This window comes from Gemmatimonas sp. UBA7669, from assembly GCF_002483225.1.
Classification (GTDB): domain Bacteria; phylum Gemmatimonadota; class Gemmatimonadetes; order Gemmatimonadales; family Gemmatimonadaceae; genus Gemmatimonas.
Genome location: NZ_DLHL01000061.1, coordinates 13831 through 36744, shown reverse-complemented (window position 1 = coordinate 36744; position 22914 = coordinate 13831). Strand labels below are relative to the sequence as shown.

At 65.8% G+C, this 22914-nt stretch carries 15 protein-coding genes; 2 read left to right on the top strand and 13 right to left on the bottom strand.

The annotated features are described in order from the left end of the window. Positions 1 to 130: 130 nt before the first annotated feature. Together B2747_RS18565 and B2747_RS18560 are read left to right on the top strand one after the other, a co-directional pair. Positions 131 to 2422 (top strand): GWxTD domain-containing protein, encoded by a 2292-nt coding sequence (locus B2747_RS18565; RefSeq protein WP_291164538.1) that lies wholly within the window; start codon positions 131 to 133, stop codon positions 2420 to 2422. Between the two features lie 37 nt (positions 2423 to 2459). Next, entirely contained in the window at positions 2460 to 3716 is a 1257-nt protein-coding gene (locus tag B2747_RS18560; protein ID WP_291164535.1) for a hypothetical protein, read from the top strand. Positions 3717 to 4004: 288 nt separating this feature from the next. On the opposite strand, the gene B2747_RS18555 is transcribed toward B2747_RS18560, so the two are convergent. The 13 genes from B2747_RS18555 to B2747_RS18495 form a co-directional block, all read right to left on the bottom strand. Continuing rightward, positions 4005 to 5114 carry a hypothetical protein gene (locus B2747_RS18555; protein ID WP_291164532.1) on the bottom strand — a complete coding sequence of 370 codons (1110 nt, stop codon included), beginning with the start codon at positions 5112 to 5114 and terminating at the stop codon, positions 4005 to 4007. A gap of 3 nt (positions 5115 to 5117) precedes the next feature. After that, on the bottom strand, positions 5118 to 5825 hold the full coding sequence (locus tag B2747_RS18550) for an outer membrane beta-barrel protein (RefSeq protein ID WP_291164528.1): 708 nt from the start codon (positions 5823 to 5825) through the stop codon (positions 5118 to 5120). After that, positions 5822 to 6931: a PorV/PorQ family protein gene (locus B2747_RS18545; protein WP_291164525.1), complete on the bottom strand. Its 1110-nt coding sequence runs from the start codon at positions 6929 to 6931 to the stop codon at positions 5822 to 5824. The genes B2747_RS18550 and B2747_RS18545 overlap by 4 nt, the downstream gene beginning before the upstream one ends. 10 nt (positions 6932 to 6941) lie before the next feature. After that, positions 6942 to 11306, bottom strand: coding sequence for a hypothetical protein (locus B2747_RS18540; RefSeq protein ID WP_291164522.1), 4365 nt, complete (start codon positions 11304 to 11306; stop codon positions 6942 to 6944). A gap of 14 nt (positions 11307 to 11320) precedes the next feature. Beyond that, positions 11321 to 14449 carry a TonB-dependent receptor gene (locus B2747_RS18535; protein ID WP_291164519.1) on the bottom strand — a complete coding sequence of 1043 codons (3129 nt, stop codon included), beginning with the start codon at positions 14447 to 14449 and terminating at the stop codon, positions 11321 to 11323. Positions 14450 to 15043: 594 nt separating this feature from the next. Then, positions 15044 to 16108, bottom strand: a complete 1065-nt coding sequence (locus B2747_RS18530; protein WP_291164516.1) for a LytR/AlgR family response regulator transcription factor — start codon at positions 16106 to 16108, stop codon at positions 15044 to 15046. Positions 16109 to 16331: 223 nt separating this feature from the next. Continuing rightward, the gene (gene atpC, locus B2747_RS18525) at positions 16332 to 16592 is read right to left on the bottom strand and encodes an ATP synthase F1 subunit epsilon (protein WP_291164514.1); all 261 of its coding nucleotides are present in this window, start codon (positions 16590 to 16592) and stop codon (positions 16332 to 16334) included. Positions 16593 to 16594: 2 nt separating this feature from the next. After that, positions 16595 to 18025, bottom strand: coding sequence for a F0F1 ATP synthase subunit beta (gene atpD / locus B2747_RS18520; RefSeq protein WP_291164512.1), 1431 nt, complete (start codon positions 18023 to 18025; stop codon positions 16595 to 16597). A gap of 25 nt (positions 18026 to 18050) precedes the next feature. Continuing rightward, a complete protein-coding gene (gene atpG, locus B2747_RS18515; protein ID WP_291164509.1) occupies positions 18051 to 18926 on the bottom strand; it encodes an ATP synthase F1 subunit gamma in 876 nt (291 codons plus the stop codon). Between the two features lie 15 nt (positions 18927 to 18941). After that, positions 18942 to 20513 carry a F0F1 ATP synthase subunit alpha gene (atpA, locus tag B2747_RS18510; RefSeq protein WP_291164506.1) on the bottom strand — a complete coding sequence of 524 codons (1572 nt, stop codon included), beginning with the start codon at positions 20511 to 20513 and terminating at the stop codon, positions 18942 to 18944. 247 nt (positions 20514 to 20760) lie between these two features. Further along, entirely contained in the window at positions 20761 to 21615 is an 855-nt protein-coding gene (locus B2747_RS18505; RefSeq protein WP_291164503.1) for a helix-turn-helix transcriptional regulator, read from the bottom strand. After that, positions 21615 to 22112 carry an NUDIX hydrolase gene (locus B2747_RS18500; RefSeq protein ID WP_291164500.1) on the bottom strand — a complete coding sequence of 166 codons (498 nt, stop codon included), beginning with the start codon at positions 22110 to 22112 and terminating at the stop codon, positions 21615 to 21617. The genes B2747_RS18505 and B2747_RS18500 overlap by 1 nt, the downstream gene beginning before the upstream one ends. Continuing rightward, positions 22109 to 22882, bottom strand: a complete 774-nt coding sequence (locus B2747_RS18495) for an ABC transporter ATP-binding protein (protein ID WP_291164498.1) — start codon at positions 22880 to 22882, stop codon at positions 22109 to 22111. The genes B2747_RS18500 and B2747_RS18495 overlap by 4 nt, the downstream gene beginning before the upstream one ends. Between the last annotated feature and the right edge of the window lie 32 nt (positions 22883 to 22914).

Genomic DNA, 22914 nt, shown 5'->3' with positions numbered 1-22914 from the left:
GCGTGAAGCGGTCAGGACGCGCCGGTCGGCGCGCTCCCTGCGCATTCTACGTGATCACTCCCCCCCGGTTCCATGCCCATTCGTCACATACACCGTGTCCGGAATCACGAATGCGCACTAACTTTCAGGAGTGTTTCTCCCCTTTCATGCCACCGCCCTCGTGCGGTTGGCAGCCGCCATCGGCCTGCTGGGCCTGAGTGGCTGGCCCTCCGGCCTCATCGCGCAGGACACCACGCGTTCTGCCGCCCTGATCGCGAACCCGCGTGCGCCCCGTCCCACCGAAGCACTGGTACGAGACGCGCGGGCCCTGGCCGATCGCGGTGACACGGCAACGGCCCTCGATCTGCTCGAACGCGCGACCGATCAATCGCCGCGCGACACGGAGGCGCTGTATTGGCGCGGCCTGCTGCTCATGCAGAAGGCCAGTCTCAATTTCAGCGATGCGCCCGAACGCTTCATTGCAGCCCGGCTGCTCAATCGCGCGGCGGATCTCGACGGCAGCAACCCGCGCTATCAGCTGGCCTTGGCGCGGCTGCTGCTGCGCTCGCCGCTTCAGCGCGTGCAGGCCGAGCGGCTGTTCAAACGCGCCCTTGGCATTGCCGCGGCCTCCGGAGACACCGCCTCAGTCGTGGAGGCCAATCGTGAGCTGGGTGAGGTGAAGCGCCGTCGCTACCTCACCGGGCGCGACCGGCGCCTGTACACGGGACCCAACATTTTCGACCCGCTGCAGGCACTCGTGCTGCCCAACTACACGCGCGAGTTTCTTGAGCAACTGTCCATTCCCATTCAGGACGCCGGCAACACCGATCGCTACGAGGCCGAAGAGTATTTCCGGCAGGCGCTGCGCTTCAGCGCGGATGATCTGCGCAGCCTCACGGCGCTGCTCGATCTGCTCTACGATCAGAGGCGTTATGACGAAATGCTGGCGCTGGTGCGCAGTACGTTGCAATTGCATCCGACGGGCGCCGTGGCGGCGAGCTATCGGGCCTACATGGCGGCCGGCCTCGCGGCCTTTCGACTGAACAGACTGGCCGAAGCCGACAGTCACTTCACGTTGGCCATCGCGCGCATGTTGCCGGCCGAGCGCAGCGAGTTTCTCGATCTCGGACGCATTGTGCGCAAGGGCGATTCCGTGCGTGTGGCCGGACTGCCGCCCGACGAGCGGGCGCGAACCGATAGCGCATACTGGGAGGCCGCCGACCCGCTGCTGGCCACCCCGGAAAATGAAGCGCGACTCGAGTTTCTCTCGCGCATGGCCTACGCCGACCTGCACTACACCGACGAGGACACCAGGCAGTCCGGTTGGCGCACCGATCGTGCGCTCATTCTCGCGCGGTATGGCGAGCCACCCGTCATTGCCACCTTCTCGCCGCAGGTCAACATCGACGCGCGCGATGCGCTGGGCCGCGTCATGACGGTGTGGCATTACCCGCGTGCAAAGTTGGACTTCGTCTTCACGGGACCGCCCGCCTTCAACTACGCTTACTTCGCGGGCAACTATCGCGACCACGCCGAGGCGCAACGCGAAGTGAACCCGTTCGCGCTCGAGAACCTGGCGTTGGCCACGCGCACCGACAGCATTCCCGTGCAGGTGACGCGCTTTGCCGGCGCGCGTCCCGACAGCATGGAAGTGGTGATTGCCGGTGACGTGCCCATTGAACGGCTCTATGCCGACGCCCCCGTGGATGTGGGCCTGCTGTCATTGCAACTGCGCAGCGGACCGCCAGGCATGCTGCGCATGACCTCGCAAACCAGCGCACGAGTGCAGATACCCGCCACGACACCGCTGTATAGGCAGTGGACCTTACACGTCCCGGCGCGCGATACGCGACTGCGACTCGAAGCGGTGGATACGGATCTCGACGTGGCTGGCGCACGTGCGCAGGCCGACTTGCCGGCACTGCGCAGTGACTCGGCCATGCTGGCCCGGACGCTGGTGTCCAGCGACTTGATGCTCGCGCGGCGTTTGACCAACACGGCCAGCGCCGCGTCGCGTACGGCGCGCTGGAACGAGATGGGTGTGCAACCGCTCGGTGCGCTCAGCATCGCACCGCGCGATACCTTCAGCCTGTACTGGGAGCTCTACGGCCTCGCGTCCAACGCCGAGCAGCGCCTGCGCTATGAGATCGAGGTGCAGGTCACGGTGCTGTCGATCGATCGCGGCCGCGACCCCATGGCGCGTTTCTTTGGCGGCGTGGCTGACCTGGTGGGATTCTCGGCGGTGGGCGAGGACAAGCTGGCCCTGCGCTTTTCCCGTGAGGCACCGGCCACGCCGGAGAACCGTCGCCGTCTGCCGGAACTCCTGACGCTCGGTCTTGGTACCTCTCCGTCGGGACGGTATCGACTGACCGTGAACGTGACCGACCAGGTCAGTGGACGGACCACGTCATCCCAACGCGAATTTTCCATTGCCCGCCCATGAGGTCATGAGTATGTCCTGCCGCCTTCCCTCCCCCGTTGTGGCCGCTCGCAGCGCTGCGACCCAGCGCAATGCGCCGCGCGCCACCTTGGCCATGGCGGGCGCCCTGCTCGCCCTGTCGACTGGCTTGACGGCACTGCCTGCGCAGGACGCACCGTCGGGCTTGCAACGCAGTGAGATCGCGACCCGCACCAGCATGGGCAAGGTGTCCGGTTCGCGCCTGGCCAAGTACACGGTGCTTGGTGCCGCGACCGGTGCCGGATTGGCCATGGGGTACTGGGCGGTAAGTGAGGGCGGACAGCGCGGCAGCAATTGCGAGCCACTCGACTGCGCGCTGCCCTATCTCACCATTACCGGGGCCATTGCGGGACTGTTTCTGGCCCGTGAGCTCGAGACCCAACGCATCGCGCTCACACCGCGCGAAGGCAACACGGTGGAGTTCAGCACGCTGGCGGCGCCGCTGCTCTCGCCACCCAACTGGGCCGAAGCCGCAGACTCCCTGTTCGTCGTAGCGAGCGACAGCGGCGTGCAGGTGCTCAACACGCGGCTGGCCAAGCCTGCGGCCACGGCGCGCCGTGCGGCCGGTTTGCGCGCCATTCGTCAGGTGGCGCTGCTGCCTTCACGCTCGGCCATTGTACTTGGCACGGGCACGGCGCTGTTCGAAACCCCGCTGCTGACCGGACCGGCGCGGCGGGTCAGTGATGGCGCCGTGTCGGCGTTGGCCAGCGACGGCAGCGCGGTGCTGAGTGCATCGGGCAGCACGCTGCGACTCATGCGCGAGGGGCAAAGCGCGGTGACCGACACGCTTGTCACACCACTGCCGGTGAATTCACTCATCTGGGACGCTCGTGCCAACCATTGGTGGGCCACGACCGATTCGTCACTCACCGCCATCACCGTCACCGAACAGGGACTGCGCAGCGGCGATGCGCTGAGCATACCGCCCGGCGCACGCCGGGTGGCAGTGGGGAGCAACTATCTCGCCATCGCTCTGGGCGATGCGGGCTTGCTCGTGTATCCGCGGGCGTCACTAAGCGCCACACAGGGCGGCGGCGTCATCAGCCCGCTGCGCATGGTGGGCGAGCCGCGTTTTGTGTTCGACGTGGAGTTCCTGGGCGACACGCTGTATGCCGCAGGTGGCGTGGATGGGGTCTATCGGATTGCGCTCAGTCCCGAGCCGCGGATCATTGATTCGAGTCGGCAGTTTCCGTTCGCGACGTTGGTGCGAAATTTGAACGGGAAGATGTGGGTGGGGGATCGGGGGAGGCAGGAGATGATTCGGGTGGAGCAGAAATAGGTCGTTCAACAGCGGCGGCGATCCACTGCTTTGCGCTCTGGGCTGTGGGCTATGAGTGTGGGTGGTTTGGCGTCATGCATCACGCGATCCACGACATCTCGGCGCAGTAGTCAGACACCGGTGCCATGGATCGCGTGATCTCGCCCTCGATCCACTCACACCCATAGCCCACAGCCCAGAGCGCACAGCAGTGGATGGCGACTGTGGTTCGAAGGCCCCAATCACAACAAAGGAAAACGGCCCGGACACTCATCGCATCCGGGCCGTTCCTCGTTACCCAACCGCGCCTTACCGCCCGCGAATGCTCGGCGGCAACGCAGCCTGCATGATGATCCCCGACCCCATCACGCCCTGCGGCGCCGCCTTGCTCTGCAGCGTCACGTTGATGAAGCCGAACTCCTTGAGCGGACGCTCGGACGGGCCAAGCGTACCCGAGGCACCGGAGATCGTGTCGAGCTTCACCCGCTGGTTCATGGCGAAGATGACATCGTTGATGGACAGCGACGCATCGGAGTCCGCATCGAACATCGACGCGCGCTCCGGCGCCGGCCCCGTCCGCACGCCAAGATACAGCGTGTCGATGGGACGGTTGGACAGCGAATCCACCTTCACCGCAAACATGGCGTAATAGTAGCCCACCGGCGGACGGAAGTAGTTGGAGTCGATGGCCACCACCACACCCTCACGCAACTCCACGCGACCGCGCGGCGTGATGGTGGGATTGGCGACGAAGCCCGGCGATGCACCGCTCAGCGTGAAAAGGCGCTGCTGCGCCAGACTGCGCCCCCAGGTGCCAAAGCGGATGGCCGTCACGCTGGAGGCGGCTTCGGAGAAACGCCCCCATACGCTGCGGATGACGCCAGGCGCCGTGCCCACCGTGCCGGTTTCCGTGGACACGATGATCTGACCGATCGAGTCCGTGTTGGCCAGACCAGCCTGTCCGGCGCGGAAGGCGCGGAATCGGACGCGGACGTTTGGTCCGCCCACCCCCCAACCGTTCACGCTGTTGCGTGTGGTGGTGCTGGTGCTGAACACCAGGTCACCCGCCTGGTTCTGTGTCGTGTCCGTACGGGTCACCGTGAGCGTGCCCGTGAGACGCACGAAGCGCGTGGCCGAGTCGTTGGCCGCCCACACCACGTACTGCGCGCCAGCGGCCAGTGTGTCCGCCGTGAGCAGTTCCACGACAATGGAGTCGTTGGCCGGATTGGCCGACGCCAAGCGGCCTGCGACCGGGAAGCGGATGCTGCCGCGCGGCACGTTCGCGGCAGCGGGCTTGCCCAGCGTGACGCCGTAGCCGAAACCGCCACCGGGTGCCGTGGTGACCGATCGGGTGTCTTCACAGGCGGCGAGTACGGCCGCCGATGCGAGACCGAGGAGAATCTTGTGCGTGGTCGTCATCGATCAGTTGCCCGCCCCCGGCACGTACCGGAATCCGAGGGTGAAGGTCGTGTTGAGCACCGAGTTCTTGGCCGCCGGCGGTGTGGGCAGATCTTCCGGGAACCAGTTGTTCGGGAAGCGGCCATCCGAAGGATCGAGCTTGGCGCGCTCGAAGTTCTGGAACTGCAGCGCCCGCACGTCAAACTGGATGCCGTATTGTTCGCTGAACTTGATGTTCACGCCGGCGCCGCCGGTGAGGGACATGCCGCTCATGTAGCGCGTGGAGCCGTTGGCCAGCGCGTCCATGATGAGCACGTAGGAACCCACGCCACCCACCGCGTACGGCGACACCTTGCCGGGAACGCGCAGTGAACCGAACAGGGTGAGGTTGAGCGTGTTGACCGGCTGACCGAGCTGCTGGTAGTAGATGGTGTCGCCACCAGCCACCGCCGGATTGCCGAAGCGCAGACGCTGCACGAAGTCTTCGCGGCGCGTGTTGCCGCGCCCGATGTCGAGCGCGGTGCCAAGGCCGAAGTACTTGTTGAAGGCGTACTCGGCATCAAGGCCGATCACACCCGCCGTTTCCTGACTGGCGGCCTTTTCCGGGGAAATGGCCCCAAGACGCGTGACCACGGCGAAGCGCTTGGGCGTGACCTGGGCGCCGGCCACACCGGCCCCGGCCACGCCGGCCCCGAGGGCCAGCATGGCGAGAGCAAGGAGCGGCCGCTTCATCGCGTCACCTCGAGGGAGAAGATCTGGATGTTCTGCAGCGCGCCGGCGTTCTGGAAGGAGTAGTCGAACTTGAGCGCACGACCCTTGAGCGGCACACGCAGACCGAAGCCACCAGCCATGCCGTAGGTAGCGGCGCTGCCGCCCACCCAGCGATCGTCGTTGTAGAAGCGCTTGCCGCCGCGCAGGAACACGGTATTGCGGAAGCCGTACTCAACGCCCAGGCCATACTGCGTGGAGTAGTCGGTCGCGTCGCTGATGGAGACTTCCGCGTTGAGCAGATGCTTGCCACCGGCGCCACCGAACAGTGAGTTGCTCGTGCCCAGGAGGTCCGAGCCCACCGAGAGACGGAATTCCACCGGGATTTCCGTCTGCGCCGTATAGAACGCCACGCGGCGGTTTTCGCGAATCTGCGTGCCGTCACCGGTCTGGATGAAGCGGGTCAGCAACGCACCGTCGGCGCGCGACTGGCCACCCACGTTCTGGATGGCACCACCCAGCACGAGGCCGTAGAGACCCGTGTTGAACTGCGTGCCCACGTCGAAGGCCACCCAGCTGGTGCTCACGTCGGTGATGCCTTCGGTGATGTACTTGCCCTGGAAGCCGACCGACAGACGGTCGGTGATGCGCTTGGCGTATCCGATGGAGAGCGCCGTGGACGTCCAGGAGAAACTCGATCCGCCAAGACGCTCGCCAAACGGGTTCTGCTCCGTGGTGCGGAGCATGTTGCCCGAGTTGAGCGTGTTGAGGCTCAGGCCCACCACACCGCCGATGAGCGGAATGGAAGCGGCCGCGTAGGTCTGCCCGAGGCCGAGATCACCGTAGAGGTTCTGGCGACCGGCCGTGAGATCAAACCCTTCCGACGTGGCCGCACCGGCCGGGTTCCAGTACCAGGCCGTGGGGCCGGCAATGGTGGAGCCCACCGAGCCGGCCATGGCGCCGCCGCGGGCGCCGATGCCGATGTGGAGGAAGTTGGCGCCGCGGGTACCCTGACGATTGGGTGTGTCCTGCGGCGTGGGAAGTATGCCTCCCGGCCCCTGGGCGCTCAGCTGAGCGCCCAGAAGGAAGGAGAGGGCGCCGAGCGCCTTGATCATGCGAGTGGTGTGCATCGACGCTCCGTTAGCGGAAGATCACGAACTTGCCGCGCTGCACCTGATTGCCGCCCTGCGGGCCCGTGGCCTCGAGGACGTACAGGTAGAGACCGGAGGCCAGTTCGAGACCCTCACGGGTGCGCAGGTTGTAGGCCAGGTCACCGTTGGGTCGGTCGTTGCCGCTGAGCTGCAAGTCCGACGCCGTCCACTTGAGTTCCTGGAGGAACTGGCCGGAGACCGAGTAGATGCGAATGGTGCCTTCGGGCGGCACGCCGATGAAGTGGATCTGCGGCGTGGTGTTGCGGTCCGAAGTACCCATGAGGTCGTTGTTCGACCGCACGAGGTACGGATTGGGCACCACACTCACGCGGCGGAGCTCGTCCTTGGTCACCGCGTTGGCGGTGGAGAACGGCGTGGCCGTGAAGCGGATGACCGAGCGCGGGTCGAGCGTACGGGTCAGTTCAAACACCTGCTTCCAACCCGGCTGCATGGGCAGATAGCCACCGGCGAGGGTTTCGCTGGTCTGGTTGCCCGGCGTCGTGGCGCCACGCGAGAGCAGCACCAGCGGGTTGCAGGTCACGACGTCGGCGGCCGGTCGGCTGAGGCCCGTCGTCGCGCAGTTAACCGCGATGCGGGCACCAACGGAGTCCTTCTGGATGGCGATTGGTGCATTGACCGTGGCGCCATCGATGGTGCGAGGACCCACGACCACGAAGGCCGTCGCTCCCGTGCCAACCGTGGAGTCGCGCTCGATGCTGTGCAGCAGCACCAGCGTGTCACCAGGCAGCCACACCGAGTCGGGCACGGCCACACGCACCGTGTCATTGCCGGAACCCAGGAGTCGCGTGTTGCCCGTGGCCGCCGGACGCGGCAGGGCCGCGACGCGCACCGGGTAGGTCTGGCCTTCACTGCTGGTGAAGCTCACCGTGAACGGCACCCGCGCCCGGCGCAGCGTGCGGCCCACCAGCGCCGCGTCGGCCGCAGCCGTGCTGGAGACGTTCGTGGCACGCGCCGTGGCATCCGCCAGCGACGCGCTCACCGTGCCCTGCAGATCGGTGACCGGGTCGAGACGGAACGGCGCCCGCGGTCCCCAGGGGTCGGTCTGCCAAGTGATCTCGTAGCGACCGCCACGCACCGGCCGGTTGGCACCGGTGATGGCGCCGACAAACGGCGTGAACTGCCGCGCGTTCGCCGTGAGCGTATCGCCCTCACCGCGCACCGTGAAGTTGAACTCGCGCGCCGCGCCCGTGAGCGGATTCAGCTGGCTCGGAATGAGTCGGAAGCCGTTGGCGCTGGCCGAGTCGCGCAGCTGCACCACGAAGCCCTGGTAGTTGGGCGCGTTCTGCATGCTGGCCGCCAGCGACGGCGTACCACCCGTGCCATAGGCATCGTTGGTGACGATGATGGGACGGTTCTGACCATCCACAAGCAGGAAGCCCGGGCGGCCCGTGGGTGAGGTGAGCGTATCCACGAACACGCGGGACGAGCCCGAGATGCTGCGGAAGGTGCCCGCAACCTCCGCCGTACCGACACGCGCCGGAATGTTCAGGTTGCCCTGGAAGGTGCGCTCGGAGGCCACGAAGTTGGCCACCGGGGTGGCCGTGGGCGACGCCGCCGCACGCGGCAGCACCCACTGCGCAACTACCTGCGTGGTGGCCGCACTGGTCAGCGTGTCGATGGTCTTGCGCACGATGAACCGGTTACCGAAGTACATCTTCGTGTTGCCGGTGATGTTGTTGTTCACCGCACTGAAGGCCACCTGCTGCGTGGCCGTACCACCCAGCGTGGCCGTGTCGATGGTCGCGTACGACTTGCCGGCCACGTCGCTGATGGGCATGTACACGTTCACCACGCTCGGACCGCTGATGGACAGGGCCGAGTTGATGGTGTCGGTGGGGATGCGCAGCGCGGTGGTGAGATCGGTAACCGTAAAGCCACCGGTGGCCGAAGTGTCCACGATGCGGAAGTCCGCGAAACCACGCGAACGCGTGACGAACGAGTAGATGTAGTTGCGACCAGCCTGCACCGTTTCAGTATACGTCGCTGTTTGCGGAATACCGTTGGTGTAGTTGCTCGTTGTGAGCGGGCGCCACGGGAAGGGATTCACGCCATTGTCCACCGAGCGCGTAGGCGCCGCGGTACAGGTCGCGGAGTTGCCCGAGGTCTGCGTGAAAGACTGCCCGTTGTCGCAGGACTTGAACACGTACACCGCCGCCAGGTTGTCGTTGGCGCGGTCAAACAGGCGCTGCAACAGGCCCGGGTTGTAACGCAGGATGCGGCGCACGTTGGCGTCACCGGCCGCCGAGTCCTGGCGGATGCGGTTGAGCAGACGGAGGAAGTACGGGTCCACCGGGTTGATCTGCGGGAAACGCAGCGTGATTTGCGCACCGGTGGTGGCCACGGCATCGGAACCGATGGTGGAGTCGATCAGCGCCGCCGACGACACCGTGTAATTGATGGCCGAGCCGGCGGTGCCGGCAATGCGGCCACTGGCCACACTGTAGGGCTCGGGGCCGTCGTAGTTGCCGAGATACGACGCGATGATGCCTTCGATGTTCTGGCGCATGGACAGCGAGTCCGGCGTCCAGGAGAAGGCCCAGAGGAACTGCGTGGTATCGTTGGCGCGCAGTGCGAACGGGCCCGCGCTCACCGTGTTGCCGATATTGCCCAAGCGGTTGTCATAACCACCGGCCACGGTGTCCGAGTAGATGTCCGCGCAGCCCTGACGTCCGCAGCCCTGCATGGAGATGGTGTCGGGTACGCCGTCCTTGTTGTAGTCCCAGTCGCCAAATGGCTGGCCGGTCTTGGGATTGATGGTGCCGGACGGCGCAAACTTGGGGTACTTGGTGTCCGCCAGCGTGGTCGGCAGCGAGCCGCTCCAGTCTTCCGGGCGGAACATGTAGAGGAAGTCGTTGACCGCAAAATCGGTGGCCAGTCGGCCATCGAGGAAATCGTCCTCCTTGGACGAGAGCATGCCAAATCCGGCGCGGCTGGAGCGCGTCCAGTTCTGCGACAGGAAGCCGAACTGGTTGGCATGCATGTGGTTCACCATGATGGTGTCACCACGATTGGGGTGATTCGGCGCGTAGTACGGGCTCTCCGGATTGGTGAAGAGCTTGTTGCGGAAATCACCGAGGGGCGACTTGAGCCACGTCGCCGCGTACACACCACGGCCAAAACGGTCGGCGGTGGAGAGGCAGCCGCTGAAGGTGGTGTTCTCGTAGCGCCGCGGGTAGGTCGCGCTGCAGTTGCCGGACGTGTTGGACTTCGTGTAGTAGATGGTGCTGTTCTTGATGTCCACGTACGGATAGGCGTACTGGCCGGCGCCACCCATGAGGAAGCCCGGGCCAAGGCCGAAGTACAGCGAGTCGTAGTCGATGGGCACGCCGTACACTTCGGCCGACTTGTTCACCATCGTGACCTGATAGAACTGCGCGTTACGCGTGGCCGGCGCACCGAACTGCCAGCCATCGACACGCATCCAGATGCCGAGGGGGAAGCCGTCCACCTGCGGCGCGCCGGACTGACCGGGCACCACGTTGCCGTAACGCAGACGCTGCTCGCGGTAGTAGTCCGACATGTAGCCGAACAGACTCTGCGTGCCAAGGAAGTCCTGCGACTGACGCGAGGCGGGGATCTTCCAGTCATCCCAGCGGAAGGCCGTCGGGTTGGCCGCAAAGGTGTTGCGCCACACGGTGTCCGGAATGACCCGCTTGCCACCAAACCCGGCACTCGGCCAGGTCACCGGGCAGTCCTTCATGGCGACCAGGGTCTGCGAACCCCAGTTCGCACCCGCCGACTGCACGTCGTCACGGCACGAGCCGTCCGCTGCACCCGTCACGCCAGCGAAGATCTGTCCGAACTGACCGTCGGCGGCGCCGATGCGGCGCGTATCCGGCGGCGTGGCCGTGTTCCAGAAGTGGAAGGTGTAGCCCTGCGCGCCGCGCATGAAGCGGATGGCCGGGTTGGCCGCAAGGATCTTGTTGTAGGCGCTGCGACCGGCCGCCATGACAAAACCCTGCTCGAAGAACACGTAGCCACCGTTGCCGCCCATCCAGTGCGTGGCAATCACGCCGCCACCCTGATTGTACGGCACGGGACCACCCTGATTGGCAAAACCGCCACGCAGGCCACCTGTGCTGCGGAAGGTACCCACGGCGATGTCTTCAGCCGCGAACAGATTGAAACCGGAACCGGGCGGCGCAAGCGGCACCCGCTTGATGCTGCCGTCGGCGCGCAGGCTGTCGAGGTGGGTAACGGGCGTGGCCGGGCGGGTGAAGAGCTGGGCGGACACCTGCGCCGGCACGAGGCCGGCGAGGGCCGCACCGGCCGCCATCAGGCTGGCACGCCACGCCCGGCGGCCGAAAGCCGCCGTATTGGAAACGTTGGGCATGTCGTTATCGGGACTCAGAAGGTGATGGTGATGCCGGCCGCGATGCTGCGACGCGCGCCAATGAATTCGGGCTGGTCGAAGGCCGTGGACGTGGAGGCGTCACCCGTGTTGCCGACGCTGCGGTTCGTGAAGTCACGCAGACCGGCATCGCACGTACCGTTGTTCACGAACACCTGCACGCAGTTGCGGCGGTCCAGCAGGTTGTTCATCTGGAGAAAGGCCGAGTAGGCCATGTTGCCCAGCCGGAACTGCTTGTTGATGAAGGCGCTCAGGTCCTGCGTGGCGGGCATGCTGCCCGAGTTGATGTCGGTCACGTTGGCGGCTGCCTGGAGACCGAAGGCATCACCACGAATGGGCGTGTACGGGAAGCCCGACGCCACCTGGTAAGTGACCGTGAGACGCGAGTTCTTGGTCAGGCGACCCAAGTCGAACGGCAGCTGTGGAATGTCGTCACGCACCTGGAAGAACATCTGCACGTTGAGACGCTGCGGCTGGTTCACGTCGGCCACGGCCTCATAGAGCTGCTGACGGCTGGCCGCTTCGCGACGACCCACTTCGTTGGCGCGCTCGGGCGGCCGCGAGTTGGTCGTGGCGCGCGAGAGGCCATAGTTGATGTCGTAGCCCCAGCGGTTGCGCAGACGACGGTTGAACTGGATTTCGAGACCACGCGAGGTCAGGAAGTCACCGTTCACCAGCACCTGATAGAAGGGCGAGGCGCCGTCGTAGGTGGAGCCGATGTCCTGTACGGCGCGGCTGGGGCGGATGCCCGAGAGGCCGGTCTCGGAGCGGTTGAACACCGCCACCTGGATGCCGTAGTCGCGGCTCAGTTCGGCCGAGTAACCCACTTCGTACTGCTTGGCCTGCTCGAGCAGCAGGTTGGGGTTGCCGGCAAAGCCCGGGTTGTTGGCCTGGATGTTGGGCACGCACTCGGTGCTGCCCGGCTTCACCTGGTTGGCCGCGCAGTAAGCGTCCACACCGGCCACGGTGCCGATACCCGTGTTGCGGTACACGTTGCCGTAGAGCGGCACCATGGTGTAGCGGCCGGCGTTGAAGAACACCTGCGAGCGCTCGGTGAGCGGGAAGCTCACACCCACACGCGGCGAGAAGGCCGTGCGGGCCTTGGCCTCGCTGAAGTCGTCGAGCTGCGCGATACGCGTGGCGCTGTCGAGAAGCACCGGGCGCTGCGTATTGCGATCGATGGTGCTGGACAGACAGCCGTTCACGCCATAGGGCTGGCCCTGGGCATTGACCAGACGCTGGCCACCCACCGTGGCGCCGTCGCAGACCTGACGGGCCGTGGTGCCGTTGGACGGATCAAACGGATCGGTGAAGCCGCGGCCGCGCGCCACGCCGTAGTCGAAGCGACCGCCAAGCTGGATGGTGATGAAGTCGTACTCGATCTTGCTCTGTACGTACGCCGCGGCCTCGTAGGGCTTGGCGCGGTAGATCTGCGTGGTGGTGGGCTGGATGCCCGAGTTGGTACCGAAGGCCAGCAGATCGTTGTAGCGGAGATCGTGGCCGATGTACTGCACGCCCACACCGAGTTCGTTGTGATCGGTGATCTGCGACTTGAAGTCCACACGCACGGTGCGCGAGGTGTACTCCTCACCGCCGTAGGTGCCGTCGGCAATGCCGCCGTAGGGCACACGGTCACCACCGGCCACCGTGGGCGAGGGGCTCAGGAAGTTCTGGCTGAAGTTCTGCCGGAAGAACGGGCCCGGAATGCAGGTGCCCTGGAACACGGGGCAGGTGAGGCGCTCAAAGCTCGTCTGCGCCACACGAATGTCGAGATTGGAGCGACCGAAGCGCTGCGAGAACGTGCCCACATACACGTTGCCCTGGTCACGCACGGCGGGCTGGATCATGTCCCGCGACTGACGGTTGCCGGCGTCGCTCAGCACGAACAGCGAGTCGGCGCGGTTGTTCACGAGGGCCAACGGATCGCCGCGGTACTGGTAGTAGTAGCGGCGGTCGTAGTTGCGGCGCGTACGCTCACCCGTGACGGCCGTGAACTTGAGCGTCGTGTTGTCCGTGGCCAGCCAGGTGAGCTTGCCCACGAAGTTGGTGTTCTGCGACACGCCAAAGCCCTGCCAGCCGGCCGCGAGATCGCGGTTCTGCGGCAGCAGCACATTGTCCGTCACAATGCCACCGAAGGCGTTGTTCGGGTTGTTGACCGTGAACACGTCGTTGTCGAACTGCAGCGCGCGCGCAGCCTGGCTGTTGACCTGGCCGGACACGGCGTAGCGCAGCTTGCTGCCCGTGCCCGGCACCGGACCCGAGAGATAGCCGCGAATGAGCTGGTTGTTGTTGACGATGTCCTGCGGCGAATTGAACAGCCGGCCCGTGAGACCCGAGTTGCGGTAGTCGATGGAACCCGACACCTCGGAGCCACCCTCACGGAGCGCGTTGTTGATCACGCCCGAGAGCGCATTGCCGTACATGGGGTCCATGTGGCCGCGCTGGAACACCGTCTGCTGCACGGCGAGGCCGTTCACCGAGACGGCGTCGTTGCCGAACAGCGGGTTGTTGATGGGGATACCGTCAACCATGGACAGCGTGGAGCCACCACGCGAACCACGCACACGAATGGCCGGTGTGGTGGAACGCTGCTCTTCGGCCAGCGACACGATGTTGGTGTTGTCCGGCACCTGCGTGAAGCCCTGCTGCAGGGCCAGCACGCCGGCAATGGTGGTCACGGGCAGGGACTGGATCTGGTCGGCCGTGATGACCGACTGCGAGCCCACCTGGCCACGCTGCACCAGCGGCACTTCCTCGGCCTGTACCGTGACGGCCGCGAGGGTCTGGTTGGAGGAGCGGAGCTTGAAGTTCTGCTCGGTGGTCTGGTCGATCGTGACCACCACGTTGGTGGCGTTGACGCTCTGATAACCCAGGCGCCGAGCCTGCACCGTGTAGGTGCCGGGTGGGACCTGGATGATGAAGTAGCGACCCGCGGAATTGGTGTTGGCACCCAAGGTGGTGCCCTGAACCACGACCGCAGCGCCTTCCACCGGCTTGCCGGTCTCCGTGTCGGTTACCACACCGGTGATCTTGCCGGTCTGGGCCTTTGCGGCGGTGATCGGGGCGGCCAGCGCCACGCCGAGGACCGTCGCAAACAGCCACCGACGACGTCCGAGTAACCTCATCTGCTCCTCCGGGAGGGTAGTGCCACGGTACAACGCCTCGACCACCGGGAATGCGGGGCCGAAACGCCTGAAACGCCAAGTCAGGACCGACCGGAAACCTTTTGGTCCCGGGCTGGTACTGAATTGGTGAAGCGAAGACCGGGTGCGTGGCACACCGCGGTCGAATGTCGGTCTATGAGGTGAAACCGCAGCGGACGTCGCGACAGGCGCGCCATGCCGTGCCGAGGGGCGTGGTGAGATGGACGGGCAGGAAAAACGCCGATTCCGCCGGACTGAGCTGGAATCGGAAAATGGAGCAGCAGCCTAACCTATATCGCTGAGATTTGGTGTCAATCGTCACGCGAGTCCGGTATGGGACCAACAGACTGTCCCCAGTGGCCGTGCGATGGGGGAAACAGTGTAACAGCGTTTCCCGTCACTCCTCTGGCTTGGTTTGAACAGAAGGTGTGAGGATCGGAGGATCCGGGGATAAGAGAGCGGGCGTCGAGGGCTCTCGCTTGCCAGAGCCCTCGACGCCCGCCCCTCCTGTCCTCGGATCCTCCGATCCTCACACCTTCTGTTTCCCTGCGGCCAACCAGAAGCCCTCGCGAAGCCTCAGCGCACCCGCGCCCGGTACGTCCGCGACAGCCGCAGCGTCGACCCGTCTCCGAGCACCAGCAGCCCGTCGCCACCCGGCAGCGGACTCATTTCCCGCACCCGGTCCATGTTCACCACCACACGACGGTGAATGCGCACGAACTGCCGCGGATCGAGCGCCGACTCAATGGCCGTGATGGTGCCACGCGTGCGATAGCGCTCGCCGCTGCTGTGCACGCGGATATAGTTGCCGTCGGCCTCGAACCAATCCACTTCGGCCAGCGGCACAAAGCGGGTCCGTCGCCCTTCGCGCACCAGCACGCGCAGCGGACGGGGCTGGTCGGAGGCGCGGCCGCCGTCTTCGCGCGAGAGGTCGAGCACCGATTCTTCTGCGCCACTTGGGCTGCGGCCGGGTGCGGCCACCGGCTTGGCTCCGCGCCATGGCGCGGAAGCGATAAGCGTACCCGTGGCCGGTCCACCCAACGTGCGACGGCGACGTGTGGCATCCCCAACGGACTCGTGCTGACCACCATGTCCATTGCCGTTGCCGTGCCCGTTTCCGTGTGCATTGGCCGCATGGCCATTGCTGCCGCCATGCGCGCCTTCGAGGCCAGCGAGCCGCCCACCAAAGAGGCTGCCAAGGTCCACGCCACCCGTGCCCTGCGCTTCGGCAATCAGCCGCTGCAGTTCATCGGCCGTGCGCAGCAAGGAAAGCTGCAGCACCTGCTGACGCGCCCGCGTCAGCGCATCACCCAGACGCGCGGCGGCACTGGGCCAGAGCACAAAATCGGTGGCCTGCACTTCGAAGGCCTGCACGGCTTCTTCGTCGCGCGTGCCAATCACGATGACCGAGACGGGTCGCTGGGCAGCCGGCAGATTGCGCACGAAATCCACGCCGCTGCCGTCGGTGAACGTGGTACTCACGATCGCCAGATCCGGCACCGGCGCGGTGAGGACACGACGCGCGCTCGACTGATCGCTCGCGCTCGCGACGAGCGTCCAATCCATCGAGGACGTCAGCGCGGTGAGCTGAGCCTGCAACTCGGGGACGAACTGGCCGAGCAGGACAACGCGGAGAGACATGTTCGGTGGGGACGGCGTGGGGCGTGCCGGGCCTGTCGGCTGGGGAGTCCGACGAAGACCGCCGTGGGGGTGACTATACCCGTTACGGCGCACTGGCACGGGACGTTGCGCCGCGTAGCGCTTTGCCCCGTGATGGCCCGTGACCAACGGTCGGACAAACGCAACGCGCGGTCACGCCCGAAGGCATGACCGCGCGAATTGCTGCCGTGTGCTGCGACGGGTGTCAGGCCGCGCTGGCCTGCTCCGTCACGACACGCACCTGATCATCCACGATTTGCAGGAAACCACCGGACACGGTGAAACGCTGCTCCCCACTGTCCGTGTCCACCCGCAGCGTGCCCTGCCCGAGCAGCGTCATGAGCGGCGCGTGCATGGGCAGAATGCCCAGCTCGCCGTCGAACGCCGGTGCGATTACGCCACGCGCGCTGCCTTCGTACAGCACACGCTCGGGCGAAATCACCGACACCTTCAGCAGGTCGCTCACAATCAGCCCTGGAGCTTCTTGGCGTTGGCCACCACGTCTTCCACGCCGCCGGCCATGAAGAAGGCCTGCTCGGGGAGATGATCGAACTCACCGGCGCAGATACGCTCGAAGCTGGAGATGGTCTCTTCGAGCTTGACGTACTTGCCGGGGATGCCCGTGAACTGCTCGGCCACCGCGAAGGGCTGCGACATGAAACGCTGCAGACGACGCGCACGACCGACGATCTTCTTGTCGTCTTCCGAGAGCTCGTCCATGCCCAGGATGGCGATGATGTCCTGGAGCTCCTTGTAGCGCTGCAGGATGCGCTGCGTGGTGGTGGCGGCGTTGTAGTGCCGCTCGCCGATGTACTGCGCATCGAGAATGCGCGACGTGGAATCGAGCGGGTCCACGGCGGGGTAGATGCCAAGCTCGGTGATCTTGCGATTCAACACGACCGTGGCGTCGAGGTGCGCGAAGGCCGTGGCCGGCGCCGGGTCCGTGAGGTCGTCGGCGGGCACGTAGATGGCCTGCACCGACGTGATGGAACCGTTGCGCGTGGAGGTGATGCGCTCCTGCAACTCACCCATTTCCGTGGCCAGCGTGGGCTGGTACCCCACGGCCGAGGGCATGCGGCCAAGGAGCGCCGACACTTCCGAACCGGCCTGCGTGAAGCGGAAGATGTTGTCGACGAACACGAGCACGTCGGCGTTCTCCTGGTCGCGGAAGTACTCGGCGACCGTGAGACCGGCGAGCGCCACGCGCAGACGCGCACCCGGCGGCTCGTTCATCTGCCCGTAGATCAGCGCGACCTTGTCGAGAATGCCAGCTTCCTGGAACTCGAGATAGAGGTCGTTGCCTTCACGCGTGCGCTCACCCACGCCGCAGAACACGGACTTGCCGCCGTGGCCCTTGGCGACGTTGTTGATGAGCTCCTGGATGATGACCGTCTTGCCGACACCGGCGCCGCCGAAGAGACCGATCTTGCCACCCTTCACGAACGGGGCGACGAGGTCGACGACCTTGATGCCCGTTTCGAAGACTTCCGTCTTGGGCTCGAGGTTGACGAAGTCGGGGCGCTTGCGGTGAATCGGCCAGCGCTCGGCGTCGGCCGGGATGGGCGCGCCATCGTCCACCGGATCGCCGAGCACGTTGAGAATGCGGCCGAGCGCGGGTGCGCCGACGGGCACGGTGATGGAGCTGCCCGTGTCGATCACTTCCATGCCGCGCGTGATGCCGTCCGTGCTGGACATGGCCACGGCGCGCACCTGGTTGCGGCCGATGTGCTGCTGCACTTCGGCGGTGACGCTGATGCGCGAGCCGTCGGGAGCGATGGCATCGACGCGCACGGCGTTGTACAGCTCGGGCAGGTGGTCATTCTCGAAGGCCACGTCGATAACGGGCCCGATGACCTGAACGATCTTGCCGACAGTGGTCGGCGCAGCAGTGGTAGCCATGAGTGCGTGCTGGATATGGTAAACGTCAGCCCTGCAGTGCCGATGCACCGCCGACGATTTCGGCGATTTCCTGCGTGATCTGCGCCTGGCGCGCCGAGTTGTACGTGCGCTTGAGGAGCTGCAGCATCTCGGTCGCGTTGTCGGTGGCGTTCTTCATGGCCGTCCGGCGCGCGCCCTGTTCACCGGCCGCCGTTTCCACGAGGGCGCGGTAGACGGTGTTGCGCACATAGAGTGGCAACAACGCTTCGAGAATGTCCTGGGCCGACGGCGCGAGAATGAAATCGCGCGCGGCGGCCGAGCCGTTGTCAGCAGTCGACGGCGCCACCACGGGCAGCACCTGCTCCGTGGCCGGCGGCGTGGACAGTGCCGACTTGTACTTGGCGTAGGTGATGTACACCGCGTCGAGCTCACCGGCGGCGTAGCGCGCCATGAGGCTGTCGATGAGCGATGCCGCATCGGCCGACGTGGGACGGTCGCCGATGTCGGAGCGGCTGCTCGCGGCGGCACGCCCCAGATACTTGAAGAAGCCGATGCCCTTGCGGCCCACGAGGTGGAGCTCGACCGACACGCCCTTGCCTTCCCACTCCGCGAGACGCGCACGCGACTCACGAAGCAGGTTGGTGTTGAACGCGCCGCAGAGACCACGATTGGCCGTGAGCACCACGAGCGCCGCGCGCTTGATCTGCGCGGGACGCCGGAGCAGCGGGAACTGCTCCGCGAGCTCCGGCGTGTACACGTGCGACAGCACCTCGCCGAGCGCGAGCGCGTAGGGACGCGCCGCACTCACGCGGTCGGCCGCGCGCTTCATCTTGGAGGTGGCCACCATTTCCATCGTGCGCGTGATCTTGCGCGTGTTCTCGACGGACTTGATGCGCCCCTTGAGTTCTCTGCCCTTGGCCATGGTGGCGTTCGCCCCTTAGGCCGCGAAGCTCTTCGTGTACTGCTCGATGGCGCGCTTGAGATCCGCTTCGGCGTCCTTGGACAGCGCCTTGCTGCTGCGCATGCCGTCGAGCACCTGCGGGAACTGCGCCTTCACGTACTCGAGGAAGCCCTTCTCCCAGGCGCGCACCTTGCCGGTGTCGATGCCGTCGAGGAAGCCGTTGGTCACGGCGTAAATGACGGCCACCTGCTCTTCGAACGGCAGCGGCGAGTACTGACCCTGCTTGAGGATTTCCACCGTGCGCGCCCCGCGCTCGAGCTGACGCTTGGTGGCGGCGTCGAGGTCCGACGCGAACGCGGCAAAGGCTTCGAGCTCACGGAACTGCGCGAGGTCGAGGCGCAGACGGCCGGCCACGCTCTTCATGGCCTTGGTCTGCGCGGAACCACCGACGCGCGACACCGAGATGCCGACGTTCACGGCCGGGCGAATGCCGGCGTTGAAGAGGTCGGTCTCGAGGAAGATCTGACCGTCGGTGATGGAGATGACGTTCGTCGGGATGTAGGCCGACACGTCACCGGCCTGCGTCTCGATGATGGGCAGCGCGGTGAGCGAGCCACCGGGCTTGAGGATGTTCTTGCCATCCACCACGCCCTCGTCTTCGCGCAGCTTGGCGGCGCGCTCGAGCAGACGGCTGTGGAGATAGAAGACGTCGCCGGGGTAGGCTTCGCGGCCCGGCGGACGACGCAGCACGAGCGAGAGCTGGCGATACGCCGCCGCCTGCTTCGAGAGGTCGTCGTACACGCAGAGCGTGGGCTTGCCCTCGTTGTACATGAAGAACTCGGCCATCGCGCAGCCCGAGTAGGGCGCGATGTAGAGCATCGGAGCCGGGTCGGACGCAGAGGCCGCAACAATGATGGTGTACTCGAGCGCGCCGGCCTGGCGCAGCTTCTCGACCACGGAGGCAATGGTGGACGCCTTCTGGCCGATGGCGACGTACACGCAGATGACGCCCTGGCCCTTCTGGTTGATGATCGTGTCGATGGCGACGGCCGTCTTGCCGGTCGAACGGTCACCGATGATGAGCTCACGCTGGCCGCGACCGATCGGGATCATGGCGTCGATGGCCTTGATACCGGTCTGGAGCGGCTCCTTCACGGGCTGACGCACGATGATGCCGGGGGCCGGCGACTCCACCTTGCGGAACTGGGTGGCGCGGATCTCGCCGAGGCCGTCGATGGGGCGGCCGAGGGGATCAACGACGCGGCCGATGAGTTCCGGACCGACGGGCACCTCGAGCACGCGGGCCGTGCGACGGACTTCGTCGCCTTCCTTGAGCTGGAGATAGTCGCCCAGGATAACGGCGCCGATGTTGTCTTCTTCGAGATTGAGCGCGAGGCCGGTGATGACCTGCTTGGTCTCGGAGGCGGTGAACTCGAGCATCTCGCCGGCCATGACCTTGCCGAGGCCGTAGATGCGGGCGATGCCGTCCTTTACTTCGAGGACGGTACCGACTTCCTCGACATTGAGATCGGCGAGGTCGGCAGCCTCGATCTCACGGAGGAGGATGTCCTTGATTTCGCCGGGACGCAGTGCGGTCTGGGTGGCCATGATGCAGGGCGGTAATTGGCAGTGGTAACGGTTAGGGAACAGCTTGTGAAAATTATCACAAGGGGGGTGAGGGGGGAAGGGCGAATCGGACTCGCGCTGGGGCTGGGGGTAACTCAGGACTCAAAACTTGAACTCACGGCTCAAAGCTGACCGGACCTCAGGGTTCGGGGAGCTTTGGTTTTTGAGTTCAAGTCGTGAGTTACGAGTGACTTACGACCCGGAACCCTAACTCACAACCCGGAACTGATCAGTTTCGAGTTGTGGGTTCGAGTTCCGGGTTCTGAGTTTCCGCCACCTCGTCCGGTACGGCCGCGTATCGGGTGAACCGCTCCAGCAAGTCCATGCTGCGGAGCCGGCTGAGACTCGACGCCTTGGCGCCCACCAGGCGCTGGGTGGTGCTGGACAGGTGCGAGGAGCTGGCAAAGCCCAGCACCTCCGCCACATCCCGCACGTCAAAGCCCGCATTCTTGGACAGTTCGGCCGCCGCCAGCACGCGGACCAGATCAATGACCTTCTTGAGCGTGGGTGCCTGCCCCACCGCGAAGCTGCGCGAGAGATGCTCGCGCGACACCCCGAGCTCTCGCGCCAACTGGTCGGTGCGCACCGGGCGTCCGGCGCGGCGCACCACGCTCTGCCAGACCTGAATCTGCAGTGGTGTTTCGAGATGCAGTTGCGGGGGGGGACTGCTGAGCGCGCGCTCGAAGCGTGTGCTGAACGCGCGGCGCGTAATCAGGTCGCGCGCCACTGCGTCGTCGACGCCTTCGGCCAGCACCTCCGCCACCCCACACTCTGCCGCGCGCGCAATAAGCGGCCCGTCGCTCGGCAACATGGTGGTGATGAGTACGAAGGGAATGCTTTCGAACTCCTCGGCGCGCGCCATGAGTCGCTGCGCGTCGTCACCGGCGCCCGCGTCGATGATGACCGCGTCCACCACTTCCTTGATGAGCAGGGCTTCGATGTCGCTGGCCTGGCGCGCGCTCACCACATGCGCGCGACGACGCGGAAATGCGCCGCGCACCAGCGCCCGCGCGCGCTCACGTTTGGTGAGCGCCACAATGGACAAGCCCACATGGGCCTCACTGGCCCGCGCGCTCGTGGCCACTAGCGACGCGGCCCTTCGGCCGGATCGAGTGAGAGATCGACGCCCTGCACCATGGCGTTCGCACGCAGCAGCACGTCGCGCGCGTTGGCATACGACACCAGTTGCGTGGCCTCGTCGAAACGCGCCCAGCGACAGGCGGTGATGCCCTCGGCGCGCTGCGGCGTGGTGGCCTCGCTCTCGGTGTGCATGAGGAAGAAGTGACACACCTTGTGCACCAGCGTCCCGCGGAAGCGGAAGAACCAGTCGATGGTGTCGATCTCGCCATCGAGCACAACATCGTCGATGCCGGTTTCTTCACGCACCTCGCGCAGCGCCGCCGTGTCGGGCGCTTCCTCGGACTCGAGATGGCCCTTGGGGAAGCCCCAGTTGCGATAACTGTCACGGATGAGCAGGAACAGGGGCTCGCCCTGCTCCATGCGATACACGACGCCGCCCGCCGATGTCTCCAGCTTCGCTCGCGACGAACGCTTGCGGGGATCGCGGGCGCCGGCACTCACCGCGTCGACCCGCCCACTCCAATGAGGGGCGCCTCACCGTCCACCGTGGCGCGCCCCTCGATGAACTGCCGCACGAGCGGGTCGGTGCTGCGCTGAATTTCCTCCACCGTGCCCACCTGCCGCACCTGACCCTCGTACAGCATGGCAATGCGCGTGCCCACGGTGTAGGCGCTGCGCATGTCATGCGTGATGACGATGCCCGTGACGCCCAGGTGCTCCCGCATGCGCACCATGAGCGCATCGATGGTGGCCGAGGTGACGGGGTCGAGACCGGTGGTGGGCTCGTCGTAGAGGATGTACTTGGGGCGCAGCGCGATGGCGCGCGCGATGCCCACGCGCTTGCGCATGCCGCCGGAGAGTTCAGCGGGCATGCGCTGCTGCACATCGGGCAGGTCGACGAGGTCCAGCGCCTCGTCGACACGCGTGCGGATTTCCGCCTCGCTGAGTTGCCCCTGTTTGCGCAGGCCCATGGCCACGTTTTCGCCGATGGTCATGGAGTCGAACAGGGCGGCGAACTGGAACACGTAGCCAATACGGCCGCGCAATGCGTAGAGCGCCTTGCGCGACAATTGATCGACGCGCTGACCGTCCACCCACACCTCGCCCTCGTCGGGCTCGAGCAGGCCCACGATGTGCTTGATGGCCACGGACTTGCCGGTACCCGAATAGCCGATGATGACCATGGTTTCGCCCTCGTTGACCGTGAGGGTGAAGCCGCGGAGCACCTGCTTGGGGCCAAAAGCCTTGTGGACGTTCTTGAGCTCGATCATCGCATCACAAATCTAATGCCGAGGCGGATATT

What these genes read in the sequence shown, in the direction of transcription:
- B2747_RS18555 (WP_291164532.1), bottom strand. Translation starts at nt 5,114, where the DNA reads ATGACGACCACGCACAAGATTCTCCTCGGTCTCGCATCGGCGGCCGTA.
- B2747_RS18550 (WP_291164528.1), bottom strand. Translation starts at nt 5,825, where the DNA reads ATGAAGCGGCCGCTCCTTGCTCTCGCCATGCTGGCCCTCGGGGCCGGC.
- B2747_RS18545 (WP_291164525.1), bottom strand. Translation starts at nt 6,931, where the DNA reads ATGCACACCACTCGCATGATCAAGGCGCTCGGCGCCCTCTCCTTCCTT.
- B2747_RS18540 (WP_291164522.1), bottom strand. Translation starts at nt 11,306, where the DNA reads ATGCCCAACGTTTCCAATACGGCGGCTTTCGGCCGCCGGGCGTGGCGT.
- B2747_RS18535 (WP_291164519.1), bottom strand. Translation starts at nt 14,449, where the DNA reads ATGAGGTTACTCGGACGTCGTCGGTGGCTGTTTGCGACGGTCCTCGGC.
- B2747_RS18530 (WP_291164516.1), bottom strand. Translation starts at nt 16,108, where the DNA reads ATGTCTCTCCGCGTTGTCCTGCTCGGCCAGTTCGTCCCCGAGTTGCAG.
- atpD (WP_291164512.1), bottom strand. Translation starts at nt 18,025, where the DNA reads ATGGCTACCACTGCTGCGCCGACCACTGTCGGCAAGATCGTTCAGGTC.
- atpG (WP_291164509.1), bottom strand. Translation starts at nt 18,926, where the DNA reads ATGGCCAAGGGCAGAGAACTCAAGGGGCGCATCAAGTCCGTCGAGAAC.
- atpA (WP_291164506.1), bottom strand. Translation starts at nt 20,513, where the DNA reads ATGGCCACCCAGACCGCACTGCGTCCCGGCGAAATCAAGGACATCCTC.
- B2747_RS18495 (WP_291164498.1), bottom strand. Translation starts at nt 22,882, where the DNA reads ATGATCGAGCTCAAGAACGTCCACAAGGCTTTTGGCCCCAAGCAGGTG.